Here is a 21,966-nt window from a genome sequence, read left to right on the forward strand (position 1 = left end):
AGGTCAAGCGGCTCTCAAAACAGCAATGTTTTGCGCTTTGCCGCCGATGGAATCGAGGAAGTCTGCCCAATCCTGCAGCATTGCACGACGGGGAGCGAGATATTCGGCAGCATTGTATGCCCCGCGAACCTCGTTCTCTTCGCTGTGTGCCAATTGCAGTTCGACCCAGTCTTCATGATATCTGCGGATCCACATCGGTGGTTCGCCGACCTCGACCAGCTGCTCATTCGCCCAGGTGCTCGCCAGACCCCTGAAGCCGTGAACAGTTTGTCGCCCGTGGTAACCGAGGCGATAGAGGCCATAGATCATCGTATTCTCGGAAAGCGGCATCTTGGGCTTCTGGCCTGGAAAGACGTATTCGCCTTCGGACTTGCTGATCATATCTTGAGCAAGAGAAGCGGCTTGTCGCGACAAAGGCACGATATGCTCGCGGCCCATTTTCATCCGATCAGCGCCAATGCGCCAAACTGGTAAATCTCCGACTAGACCTTCAAACTCGTGCTTCTTGGCGAACCGGAGTTCCTTGGTCCGGACCCATGTAAGAAGAGCAAAGGTCAATGCCGCCCGCGTAATTTCGGATCGTCTCTCACCCTCTTCCTGGTATCGCTCCATCTTGATGATGAGTTCGGGTAGCTGTGCCAGAGGTAGCTTCGCCATATGCTTGACCCGAGGACGTGGCTTCAAAGCCCCCCGAAGATGCGCCGTTGGATCGGAATCGCAAAGTCCGCTGGCAATCGCGAACTGGAATACCTGACCAATGCATTGCTTGGCCCGTCGACTGATGTCGAGCGCGCCGCGCTCCTCGATCTTCCGAATGACCTTCAGGACTTCTGGTGGAGTTATCTCATGCATCATGAGCTCGCCTAAGACAGGAAGCACGTCCTGCTCCATCCGCGACCACACGCGCTTCGCATGGGCGGGATTGAGACTACTTACTCTGTTCTCATGCCACATGGTGGCAATCGCCCTGAAGGTCTTAGCCTCTTCGAAGTCCCGACCCGTTTTGTGAACCATCGGGTCCCTGCCTTCGGCCAGCACACCCTTGGCAGCTCTCTTGAGTTCTCTTGCGGCCGCTATTCCGACTTCGGGGTAGGCACCGAAAGAAAGCAGCTTCTCCTTCCCGTGGTACCGGTATTTCAGCCGCCAGAGCTTCGAGCCGTTCTTTTGCACCAGGAGGAATAACCCCTCCCCATCCGCAAGCTTGTATGGACGCTCAGCCGCCTTCGCTTTTTTGATCTGAATCTCACTCAAGGCCATTGGGGGTATCGCTCCTTTTCGCTACCCCCGGAAAATACCCCCAAAATACCCCCACACCAAATCCGGCTTCAAGCGAATGCATGCGCACGCAAGCGGACGCGAATCACTCACATCATTCTGTTTTAATTGAAGTTTACGGATGTATGCGGAAGCAAGCGAACCCATGCGGATTCGAGATTGGTAGCGGAGGAGGGACTTGAACCCCCGACACGCGGATTATGATTCCGCTGCTCTAACCAGCTGAGCTACTCCGCCCCGTGGGCAGCGCGAAGGGCAGTAATACCCCCGGCAAGGCGGCGCTATTAGGACCGCATCTTCGCGGGGTCAAGCAGCTGTGTTACCCCGAAATGGCCAGCGCTTCACAAACTCCCATGGACCGCCGCGATAGATGTGCAATTCCAACGCAGGAAATGCGATGGCGCGCGGTGCGATCTGGTCGTCCAGCCGGGCCTGAAGTGCCTTGGCTTCGGCGGGCGAAACCTTGTTCTGGATGGTCACGTGCAAACGCGGGTGGTGGCTGTCCTGCGGCGATAGCGACCCGTGAAAATGGTCCGCGATATCCCGTCTGATGTTCAGAAGTTCCTGGCTGGACAGGCGGAGCGCAGTACCCCGGCCCAGCGACATCAAGCCCTCCAACCGACCCGCAGGCGCAGAATGTCGTTTGACCAATTCAGCCAGCAAATCGCACAATTCATCTTCGCAGGAAGGCGGCAAGGCGTGAAACAGCGTGACGTGGGCGTCGAGGAAATTGCGTTCCGGCGGGAAATACTCGCGGCGCAGGGCGGTGGCCCAGGATGCCATGTCGGGCGGCAATGCCGCTGTCATGATGAAAGGCGCGTCACCTTTCTGCAGGTTCACATTTCGCCCCGCTTGCGGCGTATCGCAAACCATTTTTCGACATTGGCATTATGTTCGCCGAGCGTATTGCCAAATGCGTGCCCGCCTGTCCCGTCGGCAACCATATACAGCGCCTCTGTCTTGTCCGGATCGAGCACTGCCGCGATCGAAGCGCGGCCGGGATTGGTGATCGGCCCCTTGGGCAGACCAACCATGGAATACGTATTGTAATCGTTGATGGCGGAAATTTCGGACTGTCTGATCCGCCGGCCAAGCGGCTTGCCCTTTGTGATGGGGTAGATAATCGTCGGGTCGGCTTGCAGCATCATGCCCGTTTTCACGCGGTTCGAATATAGCCCCGCGACCATCCCCCGCTCGGATGCGATCCCGGTTTCCTTCTCGACAATCGACGCCAGAATGACCGCTTCTTGCGGCGTCGAAACGGCGATGTCCTTGCCTCTGGCCTTCCACAATTCGGCCAGCGCCTGCTGCATCGCCGCGGTCATGCGCTTCACCACATCCGCGCGCGCTTCGCCGCGTTCGAAATCATAGGTGTCCGGCAGGATGGAGCCTTCTGGCGGGATGGAAATTTCGCCGGTCAGGTTCTGTTCGGCCATCAGTGTTTCGAACACCAGAATCGAAGGTGTCCCCTCGGGTATGGTGATGAACCGGCGGATCACGTCGCCGCTTTGCAACATGTTCAGGATGCTGCCGGGGCTGGCGCCCGCGGGCAACAGGAACTCGCCGGCCTGAACGGGGTCGCTACCGCCGAAAATCTTTGCGCGCAGCAGAAAGGCGTCGGCACTGCCGATGGCGCCGTCATCCTCAAGCTGGTTGGCAATCGCCGTCAGTGTGGAGCCGGACGAGACGATGAACGGTTTTTCCTCGTCCAGCGGGCCCGACCCGAACCAGCCTGCAATAAGGTAAGTGGCAGCTGCAGCAACGATCAGCGCTGCGGCGGCCATTACCAGATAACCTCCGCGCAGCATTCAATCCGCCTTCTTCATCACCAGACTTGCATTGGTGCCGCCAAAGCCGAAGCTGTTGTTCAACACCGCGCGCACCTCACGCTTTTTCGCTGTATGCGGGACGAGATCGACCCCGTCGGTCCCCTCGTCGGGATTGTCGAGGTTGAGCGTGGGAGGGACGATCTGGTCGCGCAGTGCCAGAATGCAGAAAATAGCTTCGACGGCCCCTGCCCCGCCCAGCAGATGGCCGATCGCCGATTTCGTCGAGCTCATCGAAACATTGGCAATCTCATCGCCGAACAGGCGTTTGACCGAAGCCAGCTCGATCGTATCGGCCATCGTCGATGTGCCGTGCGCGTTGATATAATCGATATCAGCGGGGGTCATACCCGCTTTTTTCAGCGCCATTGCCATCGCATTATAGGCCCCGAGTCCCTCGGGATGCGGCGCGGTTACGTGATAGGCGTCGCCCGAAAGACCGTATCCGGTTACTTCAGCGTAAATCGTCGCGCCGCGTGCCTTGGCATGTTCGTATTCTTCCAGCACGACCACTCCCGCACCCTCGCCCATCACAAACCCGTCGCGGTCTTTGTCATAAGGTCGGCTGGCGGCTTCGGGCCGGTCGTTATAGGTCATGTTCAGTGCGCGCGCCTGTGCGAATCCGGCGATGCCCAGCGGGCACACCGTCCCCTCCGCGCCGCCCGCCAGCATGACATCGGCATCATCGTCGCGGATCATCCGCGCTGCATCACCAATGGAATGCGCCCCTGTGGAACAGGCAGTCACTACCGCATGGTTGGGGCCCATCAGACCGTATTTTATCGAAACCTGACCGGAAATCAGATTGATCAACCGGCCATGGACAAAATGCGGGCTGACCCGCCCCGGCCCCTTTTCGGCCAGCACCAGCGCTTCGCTTTCGATGCCGGGTAATCCGCCGATACCCGAACCGATCGAACAACCGGCGCGAAACCGCTGTGCTTCGGTCATTTCGGTCAGCCCGGCGTCTTCGAGCGCCTGTCCCGCCGCATCGATCCCGTAGATGATGAAGGGATCCACTTGCCGCTGGACTTTGTGATCGACACGTTTGTCCGGGTCAAAGCCGTATTCATGCTCCTTGGGCTTGACCTCGCACGCGATCGTGCATTTGTAACCCGTGGCATCGAATCTGGTAATCGGGCCCGCACCGCTTTTGCTCGCCAGAATATTGGCCCAGGTAGTCTCGACATCGCCGCCCAGAGGAGTGACAAGCCCAAGACCGGTTACGACAACACGACGCATGTGGTTCTCCAGAAAGTGAACAGGCCCAGACCCGTTAAGGGGCTGAGCCTGTCAAATCCCGCCGCAACGCGGCAGTCGCAATGGGCGGGATGGGGCCAATCAGCCCTTGTTTTCTTCGATGAAAGTGATCGCATCACCAACCGAGGTAATCTTTTCGGCGGCATCGTCAGGAATTTCGACGCCGAATTCTTCTTCGAACGCCATCACCAGTTCGACGATATCCAGGCTGTCTGCGCCCAGATCATCAATGAAGCTGGCTTCCTTGGTAACCTTGTCGGCTTCTACGCCAAGATGCTCGACTACAATCTTCTTAACGCGTTCAGCGGTATCGCTCATATTCTTCCCTCTCGAATTGGGGGGTGATTGGTTGTCTTTCGCCCTAATGAACGCATCAACCGCTGGCAAGTGCCATACGCTCGCAAATTCCAGCTTGGGCAACGCGTTGTGCAGGCGTCTGTTCGGTAAAACGCGGGGTCGCGCTTGGCGATTTCCACATTTTTCACCAACACCGGCATAATATGTGGCAAAAGGTATCGATTGGAAGGAGCTGTTTTGGACGAAGACGCGGGCATCTCGGCCGATTGGGCCAGCAGGAAACAGCTGTGGATGGCCGCTGCGGGGCTTGCCGTCACCGCGTCTGCGATCGCCTGGGTTTCGCTGGGTACATTCACGCGGATGTGGGACGATAATCTTGAAGCGGGCTATTACCCGGTACGCGTTTCGCTGCCTTCGCCGACCGCGCTGGCCGGCAGATTTCTTGACAAGGAAGCGGTTGCCCAGCCGGGGTTCGCGGAAGACCTGACAGCGCCCGCAGAGGAAGATGGCACCACCGCGGCAGAAAGTCCGGGCCGGCGCAGTTTGATCCAAGGCGATTTTCTCGATTCCGCAGATTCTGCACTGCCGCCGCAGAAGGTGAAGATGACTTCCGAAGGGCTGATGGCAGTCGATTTCGATCTGTCCGATGGATCGGCCACCGCAGGTGCAACCGCTTCGAGCATCGAAATTACAAAACCTGTCGAAATCAATGGCCGCGATGCAGGACGCATCGCGCTGAGAATCGATGGCCGATCGACGATCCTTGCCTCGACCTCGCAACTGCTGTCGCTGATCACGGGACAGGGCGATGCCGCACCCGATTTGCCCAAGGGTGAAGGCGGCTTTGCCACTTTCGGTGCCTTGCGAAAAGCGGGCCTAGAAGTGCGTTACGACGCGGCGCGCGACCGCATCCTGGTCACAACGTCCTGATTGCCGCGTTTCCGGAGTGATTAACCAGCCGGTCCGCCGGTTGCCGGTTTGGGCTGTTCGACAATCCGGATGCCCAGCTCCTTCAACTGCTTCATATTGGCCGTGCTGGGTGCGCCCATCATCAAATCTTCGCCCTTCTGGTTCAGCGGAAAAGCGATGACTTCACGGATGTTCGGCTCGTCCGCCAGCAACATCACGATCCGGTCGATACCCGGCGCGGAACCGCCATGCGGCGGCGCGCCATACTTGAATGCATTAAGCATTCCGCCGAAATTGTCCTCGACATCCTGTTTGCCATAGCCCGCGATTTCGAACGCCTTGTACATGATGTCAGGCCGGTGGTTCCGGATCGCGCCGGACGATAGCTCATAGCCGTTGCAGACAATGTCATACTGCCACGCCAGAATATCGAGCGGGTCCATCGTCTCCAGCGCTTCCATTTCGCCCTGCGGCATGGAGAACGGGTTATGGCTGAAATCGACCTTTTTCTGCTCCTCGTCATATTCGAACATCGGGAAATCGACGATCCAGCAGAATTTGAAGCACCCCTGCTCGATCAGCTCCAGTTCCTCCGCGCAGCGTGTGCGCGCAGCACCCGCGAGCTTGGCGGCTTCCTTTTCCTTGCCCGCTGCAAAGAACAAACCGTCATTCTCGCCAAGCCCCAGCTCGTCATACAGCTTGGCCATCAATTCGGGCCCGTGATTCTTGGCAATCGGACCGCCGAACTCGCCGCCCTTGCGTGTCACATAACCCAGCCCGGCAAAGCCTTCGCCGCGTGCCCAGTTGTTCATGTCGTCGAAGAACTTACGGCTTTTCTCATGCGTATTCGGCGCAGGGATCACGCGGACCACGCCGCCGCCGCCGACAATTTTCTCGAACAGGCCAAAGCCCGACCTCTCGAAATGGGCGGTAACATCGGCAATCATCAGCGGGTTGCGCAAATCGGGCTTGTCGCTGCCATATTTCAGCATTGCTTCCTTGTAGGGAATGCGCGGAAATTCGCCCGATCTGGTAACAGTCTTTTCGCCCGAAAATTCATCGAACACGCCTGCAAGAACAGGCTCCAGCGCATCGAACACATCGTCCTGCGTCACAAAGCTCATTTCCAGATCGAGCTGGTAAAATTCCAGACTGCGGTCGGCGCGCAAATCTTCATCGCGGAAACATGGCGCAATCTGGAAATAGCGGTCGAAACCCGACACCATCAGCAATTGCTTGAACATCTGCGGCGCCTGCGGGAGCGCATAGAATTTGCCATTATGCATCCGGCTCGGCACAAGGAAATCGCGCGCGCCTTCGGGGCTGGATGCGGTCAGGATCGGTGTCTGGATTTCATTGAACCCGAGATCGGTCATCCGCTTGCGCAGCGAAGCGATCACCTGGCTGCGCAGCACCACATTGCGGTGCATCGTCTCGCGCCGCAAATCGAGGAAGCGGTTCTTGAGGCGGATATCCTCGGGATAATCCTGTTCCCCGGCAACCGGCATCGGCAGTTCTTCCGCCCTGGACTGGACGGTGACAGAACGCGCGAAAACTTCGATCTGGCCGGTCGGCAGGCTGTCATTTGCAGTGCCATCGGCGCGGGCTTTCACTTCGCCATCGATGGTGACTACACTTTCCACGCGCAGCGATTCAAAAACCGCCAGAGCCGGACTGTCTTCGTCGGCGACGATTTGCGTCATGCCGTAATGGTCACGCAAATCGATGAACAGAACACCGCCATGATCGCGCTTGCGGTGGATCCAGCCCGACAGGCGAACCGTTTCGCCGACATCGGCCTGTGTCAGGGCAGCGCAATTATGGGTGCGATAAGCATGCATGGCAGATTTGGTCTTTCAATCGGAAATATCAGATGTCGCGGCGATGGGACCGGTCATAGCATCGCGGCGCGAAAAGCGCGCCCCTAACAGCGATGCGGGGGCCTTTTGTCAAGGTTGGCGGCACTTGTCCCCCGCCTATACGCCCCCACACGCCCTTGCGGGCTGGTTGCGCGCTGTGGCGGCGCTATAAGCATTTCCCATGAAAATCCATCCGCTGATTACCGACAGCAAATCCGTCGCCGAAATTTGTGAACGTTTCTCGACTGCGGATTTCGTCTGCGTCGATACCGAGTTCATGCGTGAAAACACCTATTGGCCGATCTTGTGTCTGGTCCAGATTTCCGACGGCAAGGAAGCAGCCGCGATCGATCCGCTGGCGGAAGGCATCGATCTCAAGCCGCTGCTCGATCTGATGACCGAAAATGACGATGTCCTCAAAATTTTCCATGCCGGTGGGCAGGATGTCGAAATCATCGTCAATCTGACAGGCAAGACGCCGCACCCGATTTTCGACACCCAGATCGCGATGATGGCGATCAGCCAGTCCGAACAGATCGGTTATGCCAATCTGGTCGATGCGTGGCTGGGTATAACCGTGGACAAGGGCGCGCGCTTTACCGACTGGAGCCGTCGGCCGCTGACCGAACGGCAGATCGAATATGCGATCGGCGATGTGACCTATCTGGCGCAGATTTTCCCCAAAATGCTCGAGAGACTTGTCAAAACCGGGCGCGGCGGCTGGCTGGATATCGAGATGGAAAAACTTGCCCAGGTGAGCAATTACCAGACCGATCTCGACACCGCGTGGCAGCGGGTGCGCGCACCGTCGCGCAATGCCCAGGTGCTTGGCCGCTTGAAAGCTCTCGCCGCGTGGCGCGAGACTGAAGCGCAGCACAAGGATATTCCGCGCGGGCGGATCATGCGGGATGAAACACTGGCAGACATTGCCGGAAATCCGCCGAAAAACCAGGCTGATCTGGCCAAGGTGCGCGGATTGTCGGCCGCCTGGAAACAGAACGATATCGGGCAGCGCATGATGAAAGTCATCGCCGATGCCCAGCCGCTTCCGGCCAGCGAAATGCCCGAAAAGAACAAGCGCGGCGCGCCCTTGGGCAAGGAAGGCGCACTGGTTGCCGATTTGCTCAAACTGCTGCTGAAAATCCGCAGCCGGGAAATCGATATAGCAAGCCGTTTGCTGACCAAATCGGACGAGCTGGAAGCGCTGGCCGCGGGGATGCGCGATCTGCCCATTCTCAACACCTGGCGGTACGAAGTGTTTGGCAAGGACGCGCTCGAGCTGGTCGAAGGCCGGCTGGCTTTCGCAGTCGAAGCCGGCAAGCTGAAAATGACGCATCTGAGCGAAACCGCGGAAGGTGACGCGCCCGAGGTATGAGTTCCTACCTGCCCACGATCAAGCAGCTGCAATATCTGGTTGCGTTGCATGAACACGGGCATTTCGGACGCGCCGCAGAAGCCAGCTTCGTCTCGCAGTCCACCCTGTCCGCAGGTATCAGAGAGCTTGAATCGCTGCTCGGCGTTACATTGGTCGAGCGAACCCGCCGCGTGGTGCGGTTCACCCCGCTGGGCAATCAGGTCGTGGCCAAAGCGCACCGGCTGCTGCGCGAGGCTGAGGACCTGACCGATCTGGTGCAGGCATCGGGCCAGCCCTTGTCCGGCGAACTGCGCATGAGCGTGATCCCGACGGTTGCGCCCTTCCTGCTGCCGCGTATCCTGCCGCGGCTGCGCAAGGAACGCCCTGCGCTCAAACTGTTTTTGCGCGAAGAACCTAGCGCGGCGGCGATCGAATCGCTCAACAGCGGGCGGGCGGATTGTGTGCTGCTCGCGCTGCCCTTCGCCACCGGCGATGTGGATCAGGCGCATATTTGCGATGACAGATTGTTTGTGGCTTTTCCGAAAGATGATCCGGTGGATTTGCCCGAAACCGTTACCTCCGCCATGATCGACGAAGGCAAACTGCTGTTACTGGAAGATGGCCATTGCCTGAAAGAACACGCGCTGGCGGCCTGTAACCGGCCCGAACTGCGCGGCAATTCGCTGATGATCGGCACCAGCCTGCATACTCTGGTGCAAATGGTCGATAACGGACTTGGCGTCACGATGTTGCCTGAAATGGCTATCGACGCCGGGATATTGCACGAAACCGAAGTGGTCGCGCGCCCGCTATCCGCCGACAACGCCAGCCGCGAAATTGCGCTGGTCTGGCGCAAAGGCTCCCCGCGCGGCGAAGAATTCGATCTCCTGGCCGAGGAATTAAGGGCGGGTTGAGCCTGTCGGAGACAATGTCCGCCGCAGGCCCATATCCAGCCGGAAATCCGGTTTGACCGTAAATCTGTGCTGTGGCGTAATAGGGGTTGTGTTGTAGCTGTGCCGCGCGAGAGGTTGAGGCAGCCGAAAAGGCCCCGCGCCGATCATCCACGCATCGTGTCGATCCTGCCTTTGCCCGAACGCCTGCGCCGCTAGATCGAGATAGCTCCAATTCGTTGCTGATCGGCAACGGCTGCCGGGCGAATTGAAAGTTTCCACGAACAGTAAATTGACCCCGCAGCACTTCGTTGCAAATGCTGGCCGAGGTTGCAATTTCATGACTTGATTCGCTTGTGTTTTCGCTGCTTGATTGACTGCTCGGCGATAAATTCACCCTCGCGGGGTGCGGCATAGGTGGTTCGCAAAATCGAATGAGGGCAAACATAATGTCATTGGCACGGTTTTTTACGACTTCCGCGATCGTCCCGATTGCAGCAATGCTGACAGTCGCTGCACCCGCAGCCGCACAATCCACTGATTCAGAGCAGGAGGCGGCTGCCGAACAAAGCGGTGTTCGCACCATCATCGTCACAGCGCAGCGGCGCGAGCAGGACATTCAGGACGTCCCCGTATCGGTGACAGCCATCAATCAGGACACGCTGGCTGCGATAAACAGCAGCGGCCAGGACATTCGCGTCTTGTCCGCCCGCGTTCCCAGCCTGATTGTCGAATCTTCCTTCGGACGGACCTTTCCGCGTTTCTACATCCGCGGCCTGGGCAACACGGACTTCGACTTCAACGCGTCGCAACCGGTCAGTCTTGTTCTAGATGATGTCGTGCTGGAAAATCCGATCCTCAAAGGTTTTCCGATTTTTGATGTCCAGCAGGTCGAGGTTTTGCGCGGCCCGCAGGGAACATTGTTCGGTCGCAACACGCCTGCCGGCATCGTAAAGTTCGATTCGGTAAAACCGCGTGATTACGCCGATGGCTATGCAAGCGTGAGCGTGGGCCGGTTTGGCAATATCAATACCGAAGCAGCCGTCGGCGGGCCGCTGGGTGATCAGGTTAATGTCCGCCTATCCGCGCTGTACCAGCGCCAGGACGATTACGTTGATAATGTCCTTCCCGGCGGCACAACCGAGAACGCGCTGGGCGGGTTCGACGAATTCGCCTTCCGCGCACAGTTCGATTTTGAACTGACCGACAATTTCGATCTGCTTCTGACCGGGCAGTTGCGCGATCTTGACGGAACGGCCCGAATTTTCCGGGCGAACAATTTCACGCGCGGGCAGTCCGGCCTGAACGAAAACTTCAGCCGCAGCACTGTCTCGGTCGATGGCCAGAACGAGCAGACCGTTCAAACAAGCAATGCTTCGGCCCGCGCGACGTGGGATGTCGGGCCGGTCTCGGTCATTGCGGTTACCAGCTACTGGAATGGCCGCGCCGCATCGGTTGGCGACGTCGATGGCGGATTCGGCGCGAACTTCCTGCCGCCCGCCTTAACCGGCCCCGGCCAAATTCCGTTCACTGCAGAAACGCAGGATACGATCCCCAACCTTGACCAGTTTACGCAGGAACTGCGGATTGCCAGCAACGGCAATGGCCCGTTGAGCTATCAGGCGGGCATCTTCTATTTTGACGAATCGCTGGAAATTGTCAGCAACAACTTCTCGACGCTAGGCGATCCGCTCAACGCGCCGGGCGGCATCAACATCGTCGTATCGCAAGAACAACAGAGCGAGGCTCTGGGTATTTTCGGTTCGTTGACTTACGAATTGTCCGACCAGCTCAGCATCAGTGGCGGGGTCCGCTACAATGACGATTCACGCGATTTCGTGGTCGTGCGCAGTCAGGACACGCAGTTCCCGACATTCCTGCAAAACCCGCTCGGGACGGTCACCCGCTCGGTTAGCGATGATACGATCACATGGGATCTGAGCGCGACATACGCGGCAAGCAACGATGTCAATCTGTACGCAAAAGTAGCGCGCGGCTATCGCGCGCCGAGCATTCAGGGCCGCGTCCTGTTCCCGCCAGCGACGCCCACCCCGCTTGAAGACGGCGTGACCATCGGCGATTCGGAGACAATCACTTCTTACGAAGCCGGGATCAAATCGACATTCCTCGATGGCCGGGCGCGGGTGAACCTTTCGGGTTTCTATTTCAATCTCAACGATGCCCAACTCACCGCGGTGGGCGGTTCGGTTAACGCAAACCGTTTGATCAATGCCGATAATGTGCGCGGCTATGGTTTTGAGCTGGACGCGGAACTGGCGCCGACAGACAATCTGCTTCTGACAGCCGGCCTTAGTTACAACCACACCGAGATTCAGGATGCGGGCCTGACCACCGCTGCGTGCGGCGCGGTGCGCGTTGATACCTTCCCCGATGTCTCCTTGTGTACAATCCTTGATCCGATTGTGACGCCCGCGGCTCCGTTCTCGGCAGCGATCGTAAGCATCGATGGCAATTCTTTGCCGCAGGCTCCGCGCTGGATCGCCAACTGGACCGCGCGCTACAGCATCCCGGTTGGCAATGGCGAAATCTATGCCTTCACCGACTGGGCCTATCGCTCGCGGATCAACTTCTTTTTGTATGAAGCGCTTGAATTCCAGGATGCAAGCCAGCTCGAAGGCGGCGTTCGCGCAGGCTACAAGACTGACGCTTTCGAGGTGGCTGCCTTTGTGCGCAACATAACCGATGACGCGTCCGCTGTCGGTGCAATCGACTTCAATAATCTGACGGCGCTGATCAACGAACCCCGCGTCTGGGGCGTGTCGGCAGCGATCAATTTCTAAGCACCTTCGTCGGCATGAAATGGGCCCCGTATCGCAGGATGCGGGGCCCATTTTTCATGACGTCAAGGCTGGCCCTGCGCCGCGTTAATTTGCGACACAGCCAACTGCGGAAATTCTACCAGAAACGGACTGGCAGCTTTCCGGGCATTTCAGATAAAAGCGGCCTGTCTGCTAACGACCCCGAAGCGGACATCGCTGACAGCAAGTTTCTTTCCCTAAATCTGCCATTTAATCAGACAGAACTTAAAGGCCGAAATTAGGCCGGTATCGGAATGGCGGTGTGTGGCCGTTGCAGATTACAAACCCGCCAGACGACTTTTGGTTTGCTTCCCTTCCGCGCTGATCGGCGACCCTGGCTTGTAAAGCTTTCCCCCGGCACTCAGAAACTCACCCGCACTCCTGCCCGCAACCCCATGCTATTGTAGTCGCCGGAAATATCGCCTTCGATCTGGAAGAAACCGGAGATTGGGCTTGTGCCATCAAGCGACAGGCCTGCTTCGAGATGCGCATAAGTTTCGATCGGATTGTTACTGAAACTCAAAACGTCAGGGCCGGCAATGAACCGTGCGGTGCCGTCGCCTCCGAATTCAATTACCGCACTGGCATTCAGATGATAGCCGATCACCATGCCGCTGGCCCGATCCGCTTGTCCGCCCATCCTCAGGCCTGCGATGCCGCGCAGGCCGTCCATCGTATCGAACGCGAAGCTGTGAACGTCGATGGCAATATTATCGAGTTTGCTTTGCTGGAATTCGATGCTCGCTTGCGGTTCCAGGAAGAATGCGCCGCCGCCAGTTCGATAACCCATCTGGATACGTCCGCCATAGGCATTGCCATCCGCCTTCCCGTTGAATGCGCCCGCCGTCGGATCGTTCAAATCCCCCTTTATGAAATCATATTTGAGCAGTGCTTCGGCAAATAAGCCACCTTGCCGATAGCTGGCCGATGCCCCCAGGTTGAACACGCCGAAATCGGCACCGTTGCCATTGGCCGCAAACTTTAGCTGCGACGACAGGTAACCTGCCGTCAGGCCAAAGGCGGAAGCATCCCCTCGGGCAAAATCAAGTCCGGCCTGAAGCCCGAAATAATCCTGTGAGTAATCGAGCACCGCATCGACGCGGGCGAGCCCCACCGTCTGGGAAAATTCCTCATCACGATCAGAAGTTGCCCCGTAAAATGTCAGCCACAGGGGCTGATTGGCCTCCGCCTGGCGTGCATGTACACGGTGATCGGCCCAGGCATCGGCGCTGCGATACCATAGCGACGACGCAGCCTCCGCAAGCTTGGTCGCCTCGAAAACGCGCGCTGTGACCGTCCTGCCAAATACGAAGTCGGAATTGCGCACATCATAATCGAACGAGTAGGCCAGGAAGGGCGTGACGTTCAGATCATCTGATGACAGCACGAACGCGGTTTCATCTGTTCCTGCTGAAGCGTCAACCACTACAATTGTGTCGCCCAGTCCGAGCCCAGAGGTCAGATTGTTAATCTGGATGACGGTGGTGCCAGTCGCAGAACCAGAGACGACCAACCGGTCGGCCGTTCCGGCATTGAAATCGACGTCAAGCGCAAGGCTGCCCCCCAGTCCGACAAAATTTCCGGTGGTGGTGAGCGAACCGCCAGCCTGTCCGTTCATCAGGGTGATCGAGCCACTATTGGACAGCGTCTCCAGACCAGTGAACGTGGCAGTGGAAGCAACCGACAGAATGCCGCTGTTGAGTAGCTTGTCGTTACCGCCGCCAAAATCGCTCGCGCCATCAGCGATGAATGTGCCGGAATTGTCGAAGGTGTCGTCGCCACCGGCAAAAAGAATGGCAGATCCGGTCAAACCGCTGTTGGTCAGAGTAATCGGGCCGGTTGCAGCCGAACTGGCAAAAACCGCGTAATTGCTCCCAGACAGCGTACCGCTGTTGGCAATGTTTGCTGCGCCGCCAACCGTTGACACAGCAACGCCTGCATTGCCGCCAAAAGTCGTTCCGGACAGATTGAGTGTAATGATCCCGCTGCCGCCGGTCACGGCTGAAACGCCGGCAAGCGACCCCATGATGTCGCCATTGCCGGAAACGAGGACATCGCCGCCTGTGCCGCCCGAAGCATTGGCCAGAATCCCATTGCCGCCAAAGCCGAATATCTCATCTACATCGGTGACAGAAATCGCGCCGCCATTCGAAGCAAGATTGGCACCATCTCCGGCATTGCCGCGCACCAAGTCAAGATTATTAATAATAATATCCGCGCCAGCCGTGGTGATCGCAATACCATCGGTGCCGCCAGTAATGTTGCCCGAGCTGCCTTGCACAGTAATGTGAGCCGTTGCGCCTGTGGAAACAGCGTAAATGCCCTGCGCGCCGGTACCCACCACGTCGGCGGTGGAGGCCAGTGTGACCGTGGTGGTGCCATCGGTCGCCAAAGTGCGGATACCGGCATTGCCGCCCGTCACATCATCCATGTTCAGCACGATCGCGCCTGCGCCCAAATCTCGCGCGTCGATTCCGCTTTCGCCGCCCGTTACACTCCCGGCGCGGCTATCTACTGTAACGCCGCCACCATTGGAGAAGGCATTGATCCCGTTATAGCGAGATCCCGTGACATCGCCCGTAATTATCCGGACAGCGCCTGCACCGTCATTGCCCGCGAGTATCCCGAAGCCCCCGCCAGCCACGCTGCCCGCAGTGCTGTCCACGGTGATCGCGCCGCTGTCGGAGAAGGCGCTGATGCCATTGTAGTTTGTGCCGGTCACATCGGCTGTCGTCAACGAAACCTCCCCAGCGCCAATCGACCGCGCGTAGATGCCGCTGTTGCCGCCCATGACGCTGCCCGCGCTGGTATCAACCGTAATCGCGCCGCCTTTGTTGGAGCGAGCAAAGATGCCGAAGCCGGCGGCGCCGGTGACATCGCCGATTGCGGCGGCGCCGCCAATATCAATCTCGCCGTTGCCGACAGCCACGATGCCGCTGCCGTTGAGGCCGTAAAAGCTTCCCCCACCAACCGTCAGCATGCCATATTTGCCATTGCCGGAGACCCCGCCAACCAAGCCGCTGCCCTGGATCGAGATGTTGCCAGTGCTCGCGCTCGCCACGATGCCGTTGCCGCCGATGCCAAGGATGGCGCTGACTGCATTGACTGTGATGTCTCCGCCATTTGACGCAAGGTCCAGACCATCACCGCTCTGTCCGGTCACACTGCCAAAATTATCGACCAGTAGATCCGCGCCAGCCGTGGTTATCGCGATACCATCGGTCCCTCCGGTGACGTTGCCCGACATTCCCCGCACGGTGATATTTGCCAGCGTACCCGCTGAAGATGCGGAGATGCCTCTACCATCGATGCCAATGACATCGGCAGTCGATCCCAGCGTAATCGTGGTCGCACCGGTTTCCGCATAGCTTAGGATGCCGTCGCCGCCGCTGGTCACATCATTGACGGTGATGGTAAGGTCTCCGCTGCCGTAATTTCCAGCAAAGATGCCTCTGACGCGGCCAACCACTGTGCCCGCACTGCTATCGACCGTCAGATCGGTGCCAAAGTTGAACGCAGCGATGCCAGATGCGAAAGTCCCGGTCGCATCCGCGCTGGTGATGCTCAGCGCGCCGCTACCGGTGTTGCGAGCATTGATGCCATAACCTCGGCCCAACACGCTGCCGGCGCTGCTGTCGATGGTGAGATCGGTGCCGGAGCTCAAAGCACGGATACCTGAACCCTTTGTCCCGGTCACATCCGCGATGGTGAGGCTCAGCACCCCGCTGCCAAAGTTGTTAGCGACGATGCCATAGCTGTTGCCCAACACGCTGCCCGCGCTGCTGTCGATGATGAGATCGGTGCCGTAGTTGCGCGCGAACACGCCGGTTGCGTAACTTCCGGTCACATCGGCGCTGGTGATGCTCAACAAGCCGCTACCGTTATTGGCTGCGTAAATGCCATAATAGCCACCCGCCACGCTGCCCGCGCTGCTGTCGATGACGATGCCGCCCATGCCGCCAGTGGTCTGCGCAAATATGCCGTTTGCATTGGTGCTGGTAACATCGCCGATTGCAGCGGTGCCGCCAATATCAATGCTGCCACTGGTGACCGCCACAATGCCGGCGCCATTGACGCCGTAAACTGGCAGGCCGCCAATCACGAGACTGCTGCGGGCACCTGTACCGGCGATCCCGCCAACCAGGCCGCTGCCCTGGATCGAGATATCGCCCGTGCCCGCGTCAGCCACAATACCATTGCCGCCGGTGCCGAGGATCGTGTCGACCGCATTAACCGTGATGCTGCCGCCGTTTGACGCAAGGTTCAGACCATCGCCGTTCTGGCCGGTCACGCTGTCGAGATTATCGACCAGTATGTCCGCGCCCATGGTGCTGATCGCAATTCCGTCGGTGCCGCCAGTCACATCGCCCGACAACCCCTGCACGGCGATGCTGGCCAGCGCGCCGCTTGAAGATGCCGATATCCCCTCAGCAGTGGTGCTGATGACATTGGCAGTTGATCCCAGCGCGATCGTGGTCGCACCGGTTCTGGAATAGCTGCGGATGCCGATGGTATCGCCGGCGACGTCATCGACCGTGATTGACAGTGCGCCGCTGCCGTAATTGCGGGCACTGATGCCAATATCACCGCCCGCAATGCTGCCCGCGCTGCTGTCAATGGTGAGATCGGTGCCGCTATTTTGCGCATCAATGCCATTACCGTTCATCGCGGTCACATGCGCGCTGGTAATGCCTAGCGCGCCGCTGCCATAGTTGGCGGCAGTGATGCCACCCGTCACGCTGCCCGCAATGCTGTTGATCTGTATTCCAGTACCGAAATTGAAGGCACGGATGCCATCACCTCTTGGACCGGTACTTGCCACATCAGCGCTGGTGATGCTTATCATTCCGGTTCCGAAGTTGAACGCAGAGATGCCATTCTCGCTGCCTGATACCCTGCCCGCGCTGCTGTCGACGATGAGATCAGTGCCAAAATTGTTCGCGCGGATGCCTTCAGCCCTTGCGCTTGATCCCGTCACATCAGCGCTCGTGATCCTCAGCACGCCGCCATAGTTCTCGGCACGGATGCCGGTCACGCCTGATATGCTGCCCGCTGCGCTGTCGATGGTCAGGTTGGTGCCATCGTTGCGCGCGAAGATGCCAGTTCCGACCATCCCGGTTACATCTGCACTGGTAATGCTCAGCGCGCCGCTGCCGATGTTGATAGCCGCAATGCCAGTACCATAACCGGCAACGCTGCCCGCGCTGCTGTTGATGGTGATGCCGCCCATGCCGCCGGTGGTCTGCGCGAATATTCCGGAAGCGTTGGTGCTGGTGACATCTCCAATGGCGGTTGCGCCGCCGATATCGATGCTGCCGCTGGTGACCGCCACAATGCCAGAGCCATTCACGCCATATACTGTCGTGCCGCCAACAGTAATGTCGCCCCGCGGGCCAGTCCCGGTAATCCCGCCAACCAGGCCGCTGCCCTGGATGGAAATGTCGCCTCCGTCGGCAAATGCGAAGATGCCGTTGCCGATCGTGCCGGTAATCGTATCAACCGCATTTATCGTTATGTTTCCGCCGTTCGACTGCGCGTTGATACCATCGCCGTTCAGACTGGTTACCCGGCCGAGATTGTCGACCAGAATATCCGCGCCCACCGTTTCGATGCCCACACCATCGGTCGCGCCAGTGATCGTGCCGGACATGCCCTGCACGGTGATGCCGGCTGAAGCGCCCGTGGACGCCGCCCGGATGCCCTGGGCGCCCGCACCCACAACATCGGCGTTGGACGCAAGCGAAATCGAGGTCGCACCTTCGGATGCTTGCGTAAAGATGCCGGCCCTTCCGGCGTTGACATCATTCGCATACAGCTGGATCGCACCTGCGTCGGTATCTTCCGCAAAAATCCCCGTGGCACCGCTTGTTACGCGGCCTCCGCTGCTATCCAAGGTGACACCGCCGCCGGTGGAAAAGGCAAAGATGCCTACGCTTCTGGCAGTAACATCTGCCGTTGTAACCGAGACTGCGCCCCCGCCCAGCGCTGTTGCCACCAGTCCGAAATAGCCCAAGACACTGCCCGCGCTGCTGTCCACGGTAACTGCGCCGCCGTTGGAATAGGCATTGATGCCGAAATTCTCTGTGCCGGTGACATCTGCCGTAGTGACCGAGACCGCGCCCGCCCCAAAATCTTGCGCAAACACCCCGCTGAAGTAACCCGACACACTGCCCGCACTGCTGTCGATAGTTATCCCGCCGCCATTGGAGCGAGCAAGGATGCCAAGGCCATTGTTGCCGGTAACATCGCCGATCGCAGCCACGCCGCCGATATTGATCGCACCGTCGCTGACCGCCACTATGCCGCTGCCGCCGGCACCGAACAGTGTCTGAGCGCCTAGCATTATATCGCCAGACGGCCCCGTGCCGGTAATCCCGCCAACCAGGCCGCTGCCCTGGATCGAGATATCGCCCGTGACAGCATCGGCCACAATACCGGTTCCGCCGAGGCCAAGGACGGTGTCGACCGCATTGACAGTAATGCTGCCGCCGTTTGACGCAAGGTTCAGACCATCACCGTTCTGGCCGGTTACACTGTCGAGATTATCGACCACTATGTCCGCGCCCATGGTATCTATCGCGATGCCATCGGTGCCGCCGGTCACATTGCCTGACATCCCCTGCACGGTGATGCTGGCGAGCGCGGCTCTTGAAGAAGCCAGGATACCCGCGCCGGTCGCGCCGACAACATCGGAAACCGTCAGCACTACCGTGCCAGCGCCTTGTTCCACAGCGGTTATACCCGAACTCCCACCGGTTACCGTTCCTGCGCTGCTATCCAACGCGATCCCTCCACCTGCGGAGAGGACAAATATTCCGGAAGCGCCGCTTCCCGATACATCAGCCGTCGTAACGGTAACTGCTGAACCACCATAATTGCGCGCATTGATCCCGAATGTTTCCCCCGTGACTGTGCCGCGTGTGCTGTCCACCCGGGTGAACGCATCCGAAAACACCGCGATGCCATCACCGTTCGAGCTGGTTACATCAGCGGTCGTTACATCAACTGCGCCTGTAAAATTGGCTGCACTTATGCCGTAAGTAGCACCATTTACCCTGCCGGCGGTCGTATCGATGGAAATTACATTGCCATAGGCGCGTGCGATGATGCCGGTTCCGTTCGTACCGGTCACATCCGCGCTGGTGATGCTCAGCGCGCCGCTGCCGGTGTTGTTCGCAGAGATGCCAGAATCGCCGCCCGCCACGCTGCCTGCGCTGCTGTCGATCGTGAGATCGGTGCCGCGATTGTCAGCAAGAATGCCCGATCCGTTGGCACCGGTCACATCCGCGCTGGTGATGCTCAGCGCGCCGCTGCCGCCGTTGATCGCAGAGATACCATCACTGCCACCCGCCACGCTGCCCGCGCCGCTGTCGATCGTGAGATCGGTGCCGCGATTGCTGGCAAAAATGCCGAATTGGGTCTTTCCGGTAACATCCGCGCTGGTGAGTCTCAGCGCCCCGCTGCCATTGTTGCTAGCGAGGATGCCATTGCGGGAGCCGGTGACGCTGCCCGCGCTGCTGTCGATTGTGAGATCGGTGCCGACGTTGAGCGCATAGACACCGAATGAGACTGCCCCGGTCACGTCCGCGCTGGTGATGCTCAACCCCCCGCTGCCGAAATTGAATGCACGGATGCCGCCATACCCGCCAGCCACGCTGCCCGCGCTGCTGTCGATGACGAGATCGGTGCCGCGATTGTTGGCAGTAATGCCGAATCGGCTATTACTGGTAACATCCGCACTGGTGATGCTGATCATCCCGCTGCCATAGTTGAGCCCGATGATGCCAGAGGCGGCACCCGACACACTGCCTGCGCTGCTGTCGATGGCGATGTCGCCCATGCCGCCGCTGGTCCGTGCAAGTATGCCGTATCCGTTGGCGCTGGTAACATCGCCAATTGCAGTGGTGCCGCCAATATCGATGTTGCCGCTGGTAACCGCAAGAATGCCCGATCCATTGGCGCCCAAAAGTGCTGTGCCGCCAAATGTGATCGTGCCGTAAGCACCGGTGCCGGTAATCCCGCCAACCAGGCCGCTGCCCTGGATCGAGATATCGCCCGCCCCTGCGTCAGCCACAATACCGTTGCCGCCGGTGCCAAGGATGGTGCCCACCCCGGTTATGGCGATGTTGCCGCCGCTTGACGCAAGGTTCAGGCCATCGCCCGCATTTCCGGTGACGCTGTCCAGGTCGCGGACCAGAATATCTGCACCCACCGTACCGATCGCCAGACCACCAGTCCCGCCGGTCACACTGCCCCCGCTGCCTTGCACGGTAATGTCCGCCGCAGCGCCGGTGGAGGTAGCGCGGATACCTTGCACATTCGTTCCCACCACATCGGCGGTTGACGCCAAAGTGATCGTGGTCGCGCCATCGGCCGCCAGCGTGCTGATGCCGATCCGGGCACCGGTTACATCGTCCACATTCAGCGCGATTGCGCCTGCGCCAGTATCTTGCGCCCTGACGCCGATACGCCCTCCGCTGACCTTTCCGCCGGTGCTATCTACCGTGATCCCGCCGCCATCCGACGTGGCGCTGATGCCGTGATAGCTTTGGCCAGTTACATTGGCGGCGATAATGCTGATCGCACCTCCGCCGACAGCGTAGGCCTGTATGCCTTCAATCCCGCTGATGACCGTGCCCGCGCTACTGTCGATCGTAATCCTGCCGCCATCCGTGGAAGCAGAGATGCCATTGTTACCCCCGGTTCTCAGGTAGGCTGTGGTTATGTCCACCGACCCTCCACCTATGTCCCTCGCAACTATTCCGCCGCGCCCGGTGATGATGTCGCCCGCGCTGGTATCCACCGTCACACCGCCGCCATCGGAGAAAGCTGCAACTGCAAAGCCGCCAGCGGTCGTCACATTGCCGGTCGTTACGCTGACCGCCCCGGCGCCAGTATCTCTTGCACGGACGCCATCGATCCTGGCTGTAACGGTGCCGTTGCTGCTGTCGATGCTGAGACCGCCGCCAGACGAGGTGGCCAGGATGCCGGTATCGGCTGTTGTGCTGAGATTCGTGGGCGTTGTGTCATCGCCAATGATAATGGTCAGATCATCAACAGCCACATCGATTTTGCCGACCGGCGTGGGCGATACGCACAGGATGGTGCTTCCCGCAGCCAGCGGGTTTGGCGTGACCGTGCATTCGGCCGGCACTTCTTGTGCTGCTGCCGGGGCCGAAATCGCAATCGCCATCGCGCTTGCGGCGGCGGTCAGGGGCATTATGCCTTTTCTGAATAATGCGTCTGTTACCGCGCAAACTGTAGCGCCGAATGCATCCTTCTCGCATCCGGCCGCTACCAGGCCCATTTCGGGCGAATAGCTGGCCACAATCTTGTTGCATTTCGTTAAGCGGCCACCGCGCACCATACCAAAACCGAACCAGCTGCGCCGGTTGCGGTCCTGATCGATGATGGTGTTAAATGTATGCTCGCAGTCGGAAACCTGGCCCAAATCAGTCATTATAGCCCCTGTGGCGG

Annotated in this window: 11 protein-coding genes and 1 tRNA gene; 4 read left to right on the top strand and 8 right to left on the bottom strand. The window is 59.2% G+C overall.

Translation table 11 applies throughout. From position 1 onward, the window contains the following. Positions 1-3: 3 nt before the first annotated feature. From WFP06_RS08920 to WFP06_RS08945, 6 genes are all read right to left on the bottom strand, one after another. Complete coding sequence (locus WFP06_RS08920) at positions 4-1,257, bottom strand: tyrosine-type recombinase/integrase (RefSeq protein WP_336986823.1); 1,254 nt, start codon at positions 1,255-1,257, stop codon at positions 4-6. 178 nt (positions 1,258-1,435) lie between these two features. Then, positions 1,436-1,512, bottom strand: a tRNA-Met gene (locus tag WFP06_RS08925). Between the two features lie 69 nt (positions 1,513-1,581). Then, positions 1,582-2,115, bottom strand: a complete 534-nt coding sequence (locus WFP06_RS08930) for a 2'-5' RNA ligase family protein (RefSeq protein ID WP_336986824.1) — start codon at positions 2,113-2,115, stop codon at positions 1,582-1,584. Then, positions 2,112-3,083, bottom strand: a complete 972-nt coding sequence (gene mltG / locus WFP06_RS08935; RefSeq protein WP_336986825.1) for an endolytic transglycosylase MltG — start codon at positions 3,081-3,083, stop codon at positions 2,112-2,114. The genes WFP06_RS08930 and mltG overlap by 4 nt, the downstream gene beginning before the upstream one ends. Then, entirely contained in the window at positions 3,084-4,343 is a 1,260-nt protein-coding gene (gene fabF / locus WFP06_RS08940; RefSeq protein WP_336986826.1) for a beta-ketoacyl-ACP synthase II, read from the bottom strand. Between the two features lie 99 nt (positions 4,344-4,442). After that, a complete protein-coding gene (locus tag WFP06_RS08945; protein ID WP_336986827.1) occupies positions 4,443-4,679 on the bottom strand; it encodes an acyl carrier protein in 237 nt (78 codons plus the stop codon). 216 nt (positions 4,680-4,895) lie between these two features. Between WFP06_RS08945 and WFP06_RS08950 the strand changes: the two genes are divergently transcribed. Beyond that, on the top strand, positions 4,896-5,588 hold the full coding sequence (locus WFP06_RS08950; protein ID WP_336986828.1) for a hypothetical protein: 693 nt from the start codon (positions 4,896-4,898) through the stop codon (positions 5,586-5,588). A 20-nt stretch (positions 5,589-5,608) separates the two neighbouring features. On the opposite strand, the gene aspS is transcribed toward WFP06_RS08950, so the two are convergent. Continuing rightward, positions 5,609-7,408 carry an aspartate--tRNA ligase gene (gene aspS / locus WFP06_RS08955; RefSeq protein WP_336986829.1) on the bottom strand — a complete coding sequence of 600 codons (1,800 nt, stop codon included), beginning with the start codon at positions 7,406-7,408 and terminating at the stop codon, positions 5,609-5,611. Positions 7,409-7,607: 199 nt separating this feature from the next. Between aspS and rnd the strand changes: the two genes are divergently transcribed. The 3 genes from rnd (at position 7,608) to WFP06_RS08970 (ending at position 12,471) form a co-directional block, all read left to right on the top strand. Continuing rightward, on the top strand, positions 7,608-8,801 hold the full coding sequence (gene rnd / locus WFP06_RS08960) for a ribonuclease D (protein ID WP_336986830.1): 1,194 nt from the start codon (positions 7,608-7,610) through the stop codon (positions 8,799-8,801). Next, a complete protein-coding gene (locus tag WFP06_RS08965) occupies positions 8,798-9,694 on the top strand; it encodes a hydrogen peroxide-inducible genes activator (RefSeq protein WP_336986831.1) in 897 nt (298 codons plus the stop codon). The genes rnd and WFP06_RS08965 overlap by 4 nt, the downstream gene beginning before the upstream one ends. Positions 9,695-10,104: 410 nt before the next feature. Then, positions 10,105-12,471 (top strand): TonB-dependent receptor, encoded by a 2,367-nt coding sequence (locus tag WFP06_RS08970; protein WP_336986832.1) that lies wholly within the window; start codon positions 10,105-10,107, stop codon positions 12,469-12,471. Between the two features lie 379 nt (positions 12,472-12,850). On the opposite strand, the gene WFP06_RS08975 is transcribed toward WFP06_RS08970, so the two are convergent. After that, positions 12,851-21,949, bottom strand: a complete 9,099-nt coding sequence (locus WFP06_RS08975; protein WP_336986833.1) for a hypothetical protein — start codon at positions 21,947-21,949, stop codon at positions 12,851-12,853. Positions 21,950-21,966: the final 17 nt, after the last annotated feature.

The sequence above is a fragment of the Altererythrobacter aquiaggeris genome (assembly GCF_037154015.1).
Lineage (GTDB): Bacteria > Pseudomonadota > Alphaproteobacteria > Sphingomonadales > Sphingomonadaceae > Aestuarierythrobacter > Aestuarierythrobacter aquiaggeris.